At 61.4% G+C, this 12750-nt stretch carries 11 protein-coding genes; 10 read left to right on the top strand and 1 reads right to left on the bottom strand.

Annotated elements, in window-relative coordinates:
* A partial coding sequence (locus ED655_RS15740) for a hypothetical protein (RefSeq protein WP_408735667.1) occupies nt 1-261 on the bottom strand: 261 nt, incomplete at its 3' end.
* A 303-nt stretch (nt 262-564) separates the two neighbouring features.
* Here ED655_RS15740 and ED655_RS10305 point away from each other — a divergent pair.
* The 10 genes from ED655_RS10305 to ED655_RS10260 all read left to right on the top strand — a co-directional run bounded on the left by ED655_RS10305 (nt 565) and on the right by ED655_RS10260 (nt 12695).
* Nucleotides 565-1527 carry a lysophospholipid acyltransferase family protein gene (locus ED655_RS10305; protein WP_240993612.1) on the top strand — a complete coding sequence of 321 codons (963 nt, stop codon included), beginning with the start codon at nt 565-567 and terminating at the stop codon, nt 1525-1527.
* 286 nt (nt 1528-1813) lie between these two features.
* A complete protein-coding gene (gene miaB, locus ED655_RS10300; protein ID WP_240993615.1) occupies nt 1814-3196 on the top strand; it encodes a tRNA (N6-isopentenyl adenosine(37)-C2)-methylthiotransferase MiaB in 1383 nt (460 codons plus the stop codon).
* Between the two features lie 113 nt (nt 3197-3309).
* Entirely contained in the window at nt 3310-4374 is a 1065-nt protein-coding gene (locus tag ED655_RS10295; protein WP_162993480.1) for a PhoH family protein, read from the top strand.
* The gene (gene ybeY / locus ED655_RS10290) at nt 4358-4885 is read left to right on the top strand and encodes an rRNA maturation RNase YbeY (protein WP_083510788.1); all 528 of its coding nucleotides are present in this window, start codon (nt 4358-4360) and stop codon (nt 4883-4885) included. Before ED655_RS10295 ends, ybeY begins: the two co-directional genes overlap by 17 nt.
* Complete coding sequence (locus ED655_RS10285) at nt 4882-5802, top strand: hemolysin family protein (protein WP_122050073.1); 921 nt, start codon at nt 4882-4884, stop codon at nt 5800-5802. Before ybeY ends, ED655_RS10285 begins: the two co-directional genes overlap by 4 nt.
* Nucleotides 5803-5916: 114 nt before the next feature.
* The gene (locus ED655_RS10280; RefSeq protein WP_122050072.1) at nt 5917-6519 is read left to right on the top strand and encodes a thioredoxin domain-containing protein; all 603 of its coding nucleotides are present in this window, start codon (nt 5917-5919) and stop codon (nt 6517-6519) included.
* A gap of 23 nt (nt 6520-6542) precedes the next feature.
* Entirely contained in the window at nt 6543-11057 is a 4515-nt protein-coding gene (locus tag ED655_RS10275; RefSeq protein WP_122050071.1) for a coiled-coil domain-containing protein, read from the top strand.
* A 96-nt stretch (nt 11058-11153) separates the two neighbouring features.
* A complete protein-coding gene (locus ED655_RS10270) occupies nt 11154-11870 on the top strand; it encodes a metallophosphoesterase (RefSeq protein ID WP_408735669.1) in 717 nt (238 codons plus the stop codon).
* Entirely contained in the window at nt 11863-12165 is a 303-nt protein-coding gene (locus tag ED655_RS10265) for a chorismate mutase (RefSeq protein ID WP_122050069.1), read from the top strand. The genes ED655_RS10270 and ED655_RS10265 overlap by 8 nt, the downstream gene beginning before the upstream one ends.
* Before the next feature lie 14 nt (nt 12166-12179).
* Nucleotides 12180-12695, top strand: coding sequence for a SixA phosphatase family protein (locus ED655_RS10260; RefSeq protein WP_122050068.1), 516 nt, complete (start codon nt 12180-12182; stop codon nt 12693-12695).
* Nucleotides 12696-12750 lie beyond the last annotated feature (55 nt).

Raw genomic sequence — 12750 nt, 5'->3', positions numbered from 1 at the left:
CGTCAGGTAAGAGTAGGAGGCAGGGATACGCCCGGCGAAAGCGTACGCATCCACTGACCTGGTTTTCTGGAGCGACACGAACGAGGAGTCCGATTCAACCATAGGAGCGAGTTCAGGATCACTCGATGGGGTAATTTCCCCCAGATAGGCTGTGTCCGCCCCCCCCTCCTTCCCCGTTGCCCCTGCCTTTGTCTTCTCCGCCAGCGTCGTACCCGGTCGCAAGACGAGAACGAGCAGGGCAAATGTTACGCAGTAGCGCATACGAGGCGTCCGGACAGACGAGACGAGCCCAGCCCCCTTCGCAGGGTGACCAGAAAAGCGCGGGACATTGTGAAACGACAGCAATATAACTCCTGCTGTAGGCCGAAAGCTTGAAGATCCTTGGCAGAAAACCGTGACATGATCATGTCACGGGTGACCCTGCAAGAAAAGACGCGGTGCAATTCAGACGCAACGACGCGACACCCGCCATGAGCGTTTACGCCGGGATTCCGCCCAATCTTAATAAATTGAGTCTCGGATGGCTGTTGTCCGGATTTATCTTTTCAAGCTAGATAACGGGCAATGACAGACGCGATCACGCGCCGCCGTCCTGCTAGTGACGCTTCCGGCCCCGATTCCTGGACCGCCCCACTTGAACCTGCCCTCCCCATGGAGCGTGCATCGGGGAATGGTATGATTTGCAGGCTCCGCGCGATACGTCGCATGGGCCTGTCCTGCCTATGGACCCTTGTTGCCAGTGTCCCGCAGCGCATCCTCCTCAAACGTGGTGGTGCCGCAAAGATCGTCTTTGCAAGGTTCTACTGGGCAACCATCTGCCGCATTCTGGGCATGACAGTGCGCGTCATCGGTGAGCCGGCAGGCACCACACGCGACAGCGTCGCCGTGAAAAACGGTGAGCGACCGGTCATCTTTGTTGCCAATCACTCATCGTGGCTCGATATCGCGGTGGCGGGCGGTATCCTGCCCACTGTGTTCGTTGCCAAACAGCAAATCGCTGACTGGCCCGTCATCGGCACGCTTGCGCGCCTGGGACGCACGATCTTTGTCAGTCGCCAGCGGAACAATACGGGTCGCGAATTGCAGGCGATGACCGATCGCCTCAATAATGGCGATAACCTGATCCTCTTCCCGGAGGGCACCTCGACAGATGGCACACATGTTCTGCCTTTCATGTCGTCATTCTTTGCCATCGCCAAACCCAGTCGTGTCGATACCACGGTACCGACCCCACCCTCCGTGCTGATCCAGCCCGTCTCAATTGTTTACGACCAGCTAGATGGTTTGCCGATCGGCCGCGCCCGGCGTACCGCTCTCGCATGGTATGGCGATATGGATCTCGCCCCTCACATCTGGTCTGTCACGCAATGGCGCTCGCTTGGGGCCACGGTCATCCTGCATCCCCCGGTTGATCCGGCGGATTATCCAAGCCGCAAGGAGCTCTCGACTGCGGTTCAGGAGATCGTGGCGCAAGGCGTGTCACAATTGCACCATAATCCCGAGCACCCGGAGCCGGTGCAGCACTGAAACAGGTGGGCCGAGCCCTGATACCCGGCCGTTACAGCACGCATGGCACGGCTGACATACGCGCTCTGCATTGCTGCGCAGCACAACGCATGAATATTAGCCATGCATTTACCTCTACCTTGCGCTACAAAGCGCGAAGGACATATCGAAATGATCGGCTCCGCCTGATGGACAGCTCCCGCATTAAATCGGCGCGTGCTCTCCTATAGTTGCCGACACAAGCGGACCACAGGGCCAAAGGTTAGGATACGTGAACGTCGAGACTTTAACCGACAGCACTCTCCCCGTGCAGAACGACAGCCAGACCAACGCGCGTGGGCTGCATGTCATCACCTGGGGCTGTCAGATGAATGTCTATGACAGCGCGCGTATGACCGACGTGCTCGCGCCGCTCGGCTTCAAGCCGGTGACCACGCCGGAACAGGCAGAGATGGTCATTCTCAACACGTGCCATATCCGCGAGCGCGCTGCCGAGAAGGTGTTCTCCGAGCTGGGCCGCCTGCGCAAGATCAGTGAAGAGCGCGAGACCGCCGGGCTTAGCCGCTCGATCATCGCCGTTGCCGGTTGCGTGGCTCAGGCGGAAGGCGAGGAGATCCTCGCCCGTGCGCCCTATGTCGATATCGTTCTCGGCCCGCAGACCTATCATCGCCTGCCCGAAATGGTGGCGCGTGCCGCCCGTGCTGGCGGTGCCGTGATCGATACGGATTTCCCGGTCGAAATGAAGTTCGACTTCCTGCCGCAGGATTCTGCTCCTCAGGTGGAAGGAAACCTGACAGCCTTCCTGACTATTCAGGAAGGCTGCGACAAGTTCTGCTCTTTCTGTGTCGTGCCCTATACGCGCGGCGCCGAAACAAGCCGTTCCCTCCCTTCCGTGCTGGCCGAGGCGCGCCGTATGGTGGAGAGCGGCGTACGGGAGATCACGCTGCTCGGGCAGAACGTCAATGCCTATCACGGCGATGATGGCGAAGGTGGCACGGCCGATCTGCCACGCCTTGCGAAAGCTCTGGCGGAACTGCCCGGCCTTGAACGCATACGGTACATGACGTCGCATCCGCGCGACATGGACCAGTCCCTGATCGACGCGCATCGTGACAATCCTGCGCTCATGCCATTCCTTCATCTGCCTGTGCAATCCGGGTCGGATCGTATCCTCAAGGCCATGAACCGCGGTCATACGGGCGATGAATACCGCGCGCTGATTGCGCGGCTGCGTGAAGCTTGTCCCGATCTTGCTCTTTCTTCCGATTTCATCGTCGGCCATCCGGGAGAAACGGAAGAGGATTTCGAGGCGACGATGCAGCTTGTGCGCGATATCGGTTTCGCCCAGGCATTTTCGTTCAAGTACTCGCCCCGCCCCGGCACACCTGCAGCCGGCCAGCCCTTCCAGATTGAAGAAGCGGTCAAGGACGAGCGCCTGCAACGCCTGCAGGCCCTACTGCGCGAGCAGCAGGACGCCTTCAACGCCGACATGGTCGGCCGGACACTGCCGGTGCTCTTTACCGGGCGCGGCCGCAAACCCGGACAGATCACCGGGCGTTCACCCTATCTGCAACCGGTTCATGTCGAAGGGACCGATGACCTTATCGGTCAGACCGTGCCGGTTGTGATAACCCAGCGTCTTACCAATTCGCTGGCTGGTATACTCTTACGGGAGAGAGTCTGCGCTTGAGCCACCCCACGGCACCCCAGTCGCATCCCGGATACGGGACCAATGACCGTAACTCCAGGCGGCACCTCCCGCCTGAAACCCCTCCTCACGAACAGGGACACCGCACCTCGGCGCTGCGTTTCGGAGATAACATTCTCCTTCAGCAGCTTCTGGGCGATCACGACCGCCATCTCATCAGGCTCGAACAGGGTTTCGATGTCCGCCTGACGTGCCGCGGCAACAAGATTGCCATCACGGGTGAAGCGGCTTCTGTCGCTCGCGCTCAGGCCGCCATCACGGCGCTCTATAACCAGCTTGAGCATGGCGGCAAGATCGACGGCCCCGTGGTCGACAGCGTCATTCGCCTATCTGCCCTGCCGCGGCCCACCCGCGCGGCGGAGCCCCGAAACGCGCCCCGCCAGAACGAGGCAGCAGCAGCCGAACTGACACGCAACGAGACCGAGGGACCAGCGCCCTTTCTCGACCTGCCGGCCATCAAGACCAAGCGAGGGGCCATTGCGCCGCGTTCGCGCGGGCAGGCTGCCTATATGCAGATGCTGGCCAAGACCGAACTGACATTCGGGATCGGGCCGGCAGGTACCGGCAAGACCTATCTGGCCGTGGCACAGGGTGTTGCCATGCTGCAGGCAGGCCAGGTGGACCGGATCATCCTCTCCCGCCCTGCCGTCGAGGCTGGCGAGCGCCTCGGCTTCCTGCCTGGCGACCTACGGGAAAAGATCGACCCCTACCTGCGCCCACTCTATGATGCGCTCAATGACATGCTGCCGGGTGATCAGGTCGCCCGCCGGATGGCCAATGGCGAAATCGAGGTCGCACCGCTTGCCTTCATGCGCGGCCGGACCCTCGCCCACGCCTTCGTCATCCTTGACGAGGCCCAGAACACCACCCCGGCCCAGATGAAGATGTTCCTGACCCGCATGGGTCAGGGCGCCCGCATGGTCATTACCGGCGATCTCAGCCAGATCGATCTGCCTTCGGGCGTCGCATCCGGTCTGCGTGAAGCGGTCGAGACCCTTGAAGGCTTGCCGGGAATTGGTATTACCCGTTTCGAGTCCGCCGATGTCGTGCGTCACCCTCTGGTGGCACGTATCGTGGACGCTTATGATCAACGAGTGGCTGCGGCACGGGACTATTCCCGAGGCAGGTCGCGCCGGGAATACAATGGAACCTCGAAGTAGTCTGACCCCATCCGCCGAAGAGCCGTCCTCTATCACGAGGGCGGCCCTTCGTTCACGTCTCGATCTGATCGTGGCCGATCGCCGCTGGCGTGCCAGTGTGCCCAATCTGGAAGCGCTCGTCGCCCGCTGCCTCGAGGCAAGCTGGCCGTGGCTTGACCGCGACCGTGTTCCGGCCTTCCTTCTTGCAGGCGACCACGCCATCAAGGCACTCAACGCGACGTTCCGTGACAAGAACAAGCCGACCAATGTCCTGACCTTCGAGGAGAACGGTGCGTTCGGCGATGGCGACATAGCCCTTGCCTACGAGACCGTTCGTCGCGAGGCCAAGGCAAGCGGCAAGAAATTTCCGCATCACTTTGCGCATCTCGTCGTTCATGGCCTGCTGCACCTTGCAGGTCATGACCATCACCGCCCCGATGAGGCGCGGCTGATGGAAATGACGGAATCCCGTATTTTGGCCCGTCTCGGTGTTCCCAACCCCTGGCGCATGGGCGGGGGGCGTGGCGCATGAGCGAGAGCGACGACCATCGCCAGAGGCCGGCCAAGGGATTGTTCGGCATCTTCAACCGCAAGGGGCGCGAACAGGGGCTGCGGCTTTCGATTGCGGCTCTTGTGGAAGAGGCAGCGGCACCCCACCCGGAAGCGGGCACCCGTCCGGAGCTGGACCGGCAGGAACGCGCACTCATTACCAATGTGCTGCATCTGCGCGAAAAAACCGCCGATGACGTCATGGTACCCCGTGCCGATATCGTCTCGATGTCAGCGGATATCACGCTGGATGAAGCGCTGGACTTCATGCGCCGTGAAAACCATTCACGCGTGCCGGTCTATCGCGAGCATCTCGACAACGTCATCGGGATGATTCACGTCAAGGACCTCATTGCCTATATCGGCACCTCGGAGGCGTTTGATATCGAGCCTCTTCTGCGCCAGCCCCTGCTGGTAGCGCCGCAGATCCCTGTGCTCGATCTGCTGTTGCAGATGCGGCAGCGCCGCACCCATCTGGCGCTCGTCATCGACGAATATGGCGGCGTAGATGGGCTGGTCACCATCGAGGACCTTGTGGAAACCATCGTGGGTGACATCTCCGACGAACATGACGAGCCAGTCTCGGCCATGATTTCCGAGCGTGCCGATGGGTCCTTCGACCTTGATGCCAGATTGCCGGTGGATGAACTTGAAGGCTTCATGGGGCCGGTTCTGACCGAGGCGGAACGTGAGGCGGAAATCGAGACCGTGGGTGGCCTCGTTTTTCGTCTTGCAGGGCATGTGCCGATACGGGGTGAGGTCTTTACCCATGAAAGCGGCCTGGTCTTTCGCGTGACCGATGCCGATGCACGCCATATCCGGGCGCTTAGGATGCGCGTACCGCCCGATTGGGTGCGTAGCGACAATCCAACGCCCCACCACGGCGACGAGAAACGCTGAACCGTTCCCCCTCCCTCGCCTCATGATGTCTCGTGCGCCGTCGTGCGGGACACTTGACGCGGAGAGGGCTTCCGGTCTTCAAAACTTTGGTATCATTCACGGGGAGAGTTCTTCATGTCTTTGTACCGGCGCAGTTTCCTGGCAGCCATGCCCGCCCTCGCCCTCATGCCAAAGGCCCGCGCAGAGGATGCCCGACTGACCCCGCGCACCCTTGGCAACCCCAAGGCGCCCGTCACGGTCAATGAGTGGTTCTCCCTCACCTGCACTCATTGTGCCCATTTCGAGATGACGGTTTTTCAGGATGTTAAGAAAAACCTGATCGATACCGGCAAGGTGTTCTACGTCTATCACGATTTCCCGCTCGATCAGATCGCCCTGCTCGGGGCGATGGTGGCGCGTTCGCTGCCTGTCGATCGCTATGTGCCGTTCGTGAATTCGATGCTCTCAAGCCAGGATCGCTGGGCTTTTGCACGGGATGTGAACCCGAAGCAGCAGATCCAGCAGATGGCTGCGCTTGCAGGTATTTCAGCTGAGCAATTCGCCAAGATTGACGCCGATGATACATTCCGTCAGGCACTCGTCGCCCAGCAGGATGCCGATCAGGCCAAATTCAATATCGGCGGCACGCCCTTCTTCATGTTCAACAAACAGCCCTATAATCAGGAGCTTCTGACCTATGAGGCCTTCGAGGCCGAGGTCAAGAAAGCCGGCGGCTAAACAGAGGACCCCGCTTTTCGCGTATGTCAGCCAAGATCACGCGCCTGCGGATAGCGGGTTTCAAGAGTTTTGCCGATCCAGCCACAATCGACATCCTGCCTGGCCTCACCGGTATCGTGGGGCCGAATGGTTGTGGCAAATCCAATGTCGTTGAGGCCCTGCGCTGGGCGATGGGCGAGAGTTCCGCCCGTGCCCTGCGCGGCGGCGAACTGGACGACCTGATTTTTGCTGGGACGAGCGCACGTTCGGCCCGCAGCCTCGCCGAGGTGACGCTGTGGCTGGATGAGGCACACGGTCTCGCCCCACCCCCGTTCAGCGAAACAGACGGTCTCGAAATCACCCGACGAGCCGAACGCGGATCGGGCAGTGAGTTTCGCCTCAACGGGCGCGCCCTGCGCGCACGTGACATCACCACGATGTTTGCCGATCTCTCTTCGGGGGCTCGCAGCTCCTCCATTGTCAGCCAGAACCGTGTCAGCGCGCTCATCAGCGCCAAGCCCGAAGAAAGACGATCGCTCCTTGAAGAGGCTGCGGGCATCACGGGTCTTCATGCGAGGCGCCATGATGCTGAAATCAAGCTCCGGCAGGCTGAGGGCAATATGGAGCGCTCGGAAGACCTGCGTCAGCAGATCGAGACGCGGCTGGCCACACTCGATGCGCAATCGGTTCAGGCACGAGCCTATCGCAGCCTTTCCGAAGCGATACGTACAGATGAACTGACCCTCTCCTGGCTCATACACCGCCGGGCCGCCTTGCTGGTCGAGCGCACACGCGAGCAGCTTGAGGCTGCGGAAAAATCCCGTGACGATTCGGCGCGCGCTGCCGATGAGGCAGGGCAGCAGGGCGCAGCAGGACGCGAACGCCTGCTCTCCCTGCGCGACCATACCGACGCCCTGCGTACCACCCGCGACAGGCTGCGCGTTATCAGCGAATCAACCCGCGAGGCCGTGGCTCAGGCCCAGGCGCGCCACGAACAGACGACCCAGCGCCACGAGCAGATGGAAGCCGATCACCAGCTGGCCCTGAAACGACTTGAGGAACTCACGCAGCGTGAGGCGCTGCTGAAAGAGGAAGAGCAACGGCTTGCCGTCATCCTGCGCGAGCTGCCCGATACGCTTGTCACCCTGCGCGAATCCGCTCAGGAAAGCGCCGAACTCCTGTCCCGCCTCGAGCAGACAAGACTGGCCCTGGCTGACAAGTTGACCACACGGCGCATGACCGCTCAGGCCCTCACACTGGAGCATGAAGCTGCCGCAAAGGCCGTTGAAGCCCTGACGGGTGAATCGGCAACGCTCGCGAAGGCGATAGCCGAACTCCGGGATGAGCTTCCCGATGAGACGGCGCTAGAGCAACTCGCCCGGCGACTGGACGAGCAGCGTCAGGAGAGAACCGCTCTCGACCAGCAGATCCAGCAGCAGACACAGCTCAGGCAGGAACAACTCGTCAACACCTCCAAAGCCGAACAGGATCTGGCCCGAATCGAGAGGGAAGCTCGCGAAAATCGCGAGATGCTTGCGCGGTTAACGGCGCGGGCAAGCAACCTCAACCAGCAGATCGCAGCGCACCAGAATGAACTGGAAGCCCTCGAAGCCACCCGGCTTGATGAGACTGCGCTGAACGCGCTTGATGCCAAGGCCGACACCCTGATGACGGCACGGGATGTCGCTAGAGCGACAGCGGAAGAGAGCCGCTCCACCCTGGCGCAGATCGAGCAACAGCTCAGCGCCCAGCAGGCAGAGGCGCGCAGCATCGCCCGACAGCGGGAGCTTCTCGAGAAAGACCGCGATCAGGCCCGCCAGAGTCTTGAGCGTCTCAATCAGTCTCTCGAGACCCTTATCGCCCGGCGGGAGGCTCTCGGCCGCGATATGCCCGACGATGCTACCATCAGTGACGCCACCGGAGCCCGGGAGGCCGCGCAACGCACGCTGTCGTCCCTTATTGTCGAAATCGAGACGACAAGCCAGGCGCGGCGCGATACGCAGCAGGCGCGGGACGAGGCCGAGAACGCCCTCCGCCTGGCCAGTGCCGATCATCTCGCCCTCGTGGCAAGACGTGATGCCTTGCAGGCCAACACGCCTGACGATGCCCTTCCAGACCCTGCACTGGCGCAAATGGAAATTCCCGCGGGGCTTGAGCGCGCCGTTGCTGCGGCGCTCGGACAAACGCTCGAGGCTTCGCTGGACACACTCCAGAGCCGCGCATGGCAGACGCTTCCGCCGCTGACCCCGGCGCAGTTCGGGGCTGGCTGCACATCGCTCTCGGCCCTGATCAAGGCGCCTGAAGCGCTCCGGCGCTGCCTCGATCATGTTGGCCTGATCGATAGCACGCAGGATCCCGAATCACTTCAGACGCGTCTCCTCCCCGGTCAGTGTCTCGTCACAAGCGAGGGTGCCCTGTGGCGCTGGGATGGCTATCGCGAAGCGCCCAACCTGCCCTCGACCGCCCTCAGCCGGGTCGAGCACCTGGCCGCGCTCCGGGATCTGGATACCCAAATTGCTGCCGCGGAGGCTGCCATTCCTGCCCTGCGGGCAACGCTTGGCTCCTTCAATGATCAGGAGGCCGATCAAGCGGCAAAGCTGACAGCCCTTCGCGAGACGGTACAACGCGAGGAAAAAAACCTGAGCGCTCTGAAACAGGCCGAGACCGACCGGCTCGATCGTAAGGACCGGCTCGCCGGGCAGATTGCCCAGATCGATCAGAACAGCACCGAGACCACAATCCAGCGGGACGAAACCCGTGACCGCCTGACCAACGCCGTGGCGGGTCTTGAGGCTTTGGGTGATGAGGCCAAACTGCACCAGGCCTTGCGCATCCTGAATGACGATGTTTCCAGGCAGCGCAGCGTGACCGAGGCCGCTATTACCGCCGCGAGCCAGATCGAGACCGACTACACAACCGCCCAGCAGGATGCGACAAGGCAACGCCTGCAGAACGATTCCTGCATCGCCAAACTCGCCACGATCGGCGCCGTGCTTAAGCAGGCACGTGCTGATTATGATGACGTGGCCGGTCAGCGTCAGGCGCTCTCGCAAAACGATCACGACGCCGCACTGGCCTCTGCCCGCACGGTGCTTGAACAGTGCAAGAGTGCTCTTGTTACAGGTGATCGGGAACGCGCCGCGCTGAAAACAGGGCTCGAGACTCTGGGCCGTGATATCGGCCATTCCAGCCGCGAACTTCAGACGCGCCGTGACCTCAAACTCAGCCTGAACAGCCGCCTTGCGGCTCTGACCCCGCGCCAGAACACCGTCAAGGATCAGCTCAAGCGAGCACTGGAGGCACAGAACGATCTGGCGCCGATCCCGGATCTTGCGCCCTTCGAAGCAGAGCTCAGCTCGGCGCTCGCCGCAGAGGCTGATCAGCGCGAATGCGACCTCGCCGCCAGGACGCAGGTGCAAGAGGCCCAGTCACGGCTGGATCAGGCGACGCAGGAGAAGCACGCCGTCGCGCTCAGGCTTGGTGAAACGCGCATACAGGGTGAGACCCTGCGCGACGATTGTTCCCGTCTTGAGGAGCGTCTGACACTCAGCCACGAGGAGATCTCCCGTAGTGCTGCTGAGAGAGCCGCGCAGGATGAAGCGCTGCACACCCATCAGACCGCCTTGCAAAACGCCGAGCAGGAGCACGAACAGGCTACTATCGCGCTGACAGAGCTCGATAAGGCTTTGCAGGATCTGGCTCACAGCCAGCGTGAGGAGGAGCAACGCGGCGCACAGGCCCGTGAAACTGCCATCCGGTTGCAGGAACGCCTCGCCCAGGCACTATCGCAGCATGAGAAACTGGCCGAGACACCGCTCGTCGAGCCGGAATCACCCCCTGATATCCCCCTCACCGAGGCAAGCGAGACCACGCTCAAACGACGGCTCGCCCGCGCCCAGAAAGACCGTGAGGCCCTCGGGCCGGTCAATCTTCTGGCCGAGCAGGAATACACGCAGGCCAAGGAGCAATCTGACCACCTGACACGCGAGCATGAGGAGCTGACCTCCGCCATCCAGCGCCTGCGTGGGTCAATCAATGCCCTCAAAAAGGAAGGGCGCGAGCGCCTGCAGGCGGTCTTCGTTGAGGTGGACCGCCATTTCCAGTCGCTTTTCAGCCGTATGTTCAATGGCGGCAAGGCGCATCTGGGTCTCGTCGGGAGTGATGATCCTCTCGAGGCGGGGCTCGAAATCTTTGCGCAGCCACCAGGAAAGAAGCTGTCGACCCTCTCATTGCTTTCTGGCGGTGAGCAGGCGTTGACAGCGCTATCACTGATATTCGCCACCTTCCGGTGTCAGCCCTCACCGCTTTGTATTCTCGATGAGGTGGATGCCCCCCTGGACGATGCCAATGTGGAGCGCTTGTGCGGATTGCTGAAGGACATGGCTGAAGAGGCTCAGACACGCTTCCTGATCGTGACCCACCACCAGTTGACCATGGCCCATATGGACAGGCTGTTCGGTGTGACCATGCAGGAGCGTGGCGTCAGTCAGGTGCTTTCGGTTGATCTGTCGCTGGCTGCCGCTTTTGCAGAAAGCGGCGCCGTGGCTGTGGCGTCCTGAATGCGATCGGTTATAACCATGTCTTCATTGTGTTTTTCGCCAGATGCAGCTCATACTGGCTGTTTCGACATATGAGAGCATTGAAAGGCCCCGACGATTACGTTTTCTCCCCCCCCTCCTCCCGACCTGTCCAGGCTGAGTGCCGGTCGCGGCATACGCGTGGTGGGAGACGTGCATGGAGACCTCACGGCTTTTGAACATGCGGTCGCGACAGACCGGTTCATCATCCAACTGGGCGATCTGGTTGATCATGGTCCTGACAGCGCAGGTACGCTCAGGCTCATGCTCGACCTGATTGACGATGGTCGCGGTCTGTTCATTCTTGGCAATCACGACCGCAAGCTGGGTCGCGCCCTTGAAGGGCGCAGGCTGCGTCGTGACCCCCCTCTGGAGGAAACCCTGCGGCAGCTCTCCGGCCCTGTCCAGGCTGGCCTACGTGAGCGTGCCTATGAGGCGATCGCTACCGCTCCCGCCTGGATCATCCATGACAGGCTGATTTTCGTCCATGGCGGCTTTCACACCGACATGCTTGTGGAAGCGCCCCCGCCCGCGCTCGGGAGCATGAGCTCGCTGCTATCACGCGCGCTCTTTGGCGAGACCACTGGAAGAATGCAGCCTGACGGCTATCCCGAGCGACGTCTGCGCTGGATCGACCATATTCCTGCAGGCCATGTCGTCTATTGCGGCCATGACCGACGCTCGACCGACGGACGCCCCTGGATACGCGATGGGCGCAATGGCGGCCGCGCAATATTCACTGACCTTGGCGCCGGTAAAGGCGGCCATCTTGCCTGGATCGATCTCGATGTCTGAAAACGAAACCCGTACACTGCTCGAACAGCATCGCCAGAGCATCGACAACATCGATGCAGCCCTGATTCATATGCTGGCAGAACGCTTTCGCCAGACCCAGGCTGTGGGTGAGTTGAAGGCGCGCGCTGGACTTCCTGCTGCCGACCCCTCTCGTGAGGCGAGACAGATCGAACGCCTGCGTCAGCTTGCTTCCTCGGCCCGCCTCGATCCTGACTTCGCGGAAAAGTTTCTTGCTTTCATCATCAAGGAGGTGATCCGTCATCACGACTCAATCGCCGGGCGCAGCCCGCGCTGAATGACGGAGCCTGAATGACCTTGCACCATCTTTTTCTTGTCAGGCACGCTCAGGCTGTTCCCGAAATACCGGGGGGAAGTGATCGCGAGCGCCGGCTCACCGCAACAGGTGAGCAGGATGCTCGCAGCCTTGCCGAGAAGATTGCGGCTCTCGATGTTCCGCTCGACCGCGTCCATCTCTGGCACAGCACAGCATCACGTACAGCGCAGACTGCGAGCCTCATAGGGGAGGCGCTCCCTGATACCTGCGTCTCGTTTGGCCTAGATGCGCTTTATGATCTTGATCTCTACGGTATCCTGGAACTCCTGCGTGAAACGCCGCAAAGCGTCGGGACCCTGATCATAGTCGGGCATAACCCGGCTATAGCTCAGACGTGTCGACACCTTGCCAGCAATGCAATCGACGGACCGGTCGCACGCGAGTTGATGGAATCGTACGAGCCCGGCACCGCGACCTTGTTTACAATAGCCTCGGACTGGGCTGGCCTGTCTCCCAATACCGCAGGTCTCGGCTCCGTGCTTCACCCCTGAGGCTCATCACCCATATGTTGATTGCCCCCGTCCGGCACAATTCGTAAGGCATTTC

The organism is Asaia bogorensis (genome assembly GCF_900465345.1).
In the GTDB taxonomy this organism is placed as follows: Bacteria; Pseudomonadota; Alphaproteobacteria; order Acetobacterales; family Acetobacteraceae; genus Asaia; species Asaia bogorensis_A.
Note: the sequence above shows the minus strand (reverse complement) of the source record. Positions and strands in the feature narration are given on the sequence as shown.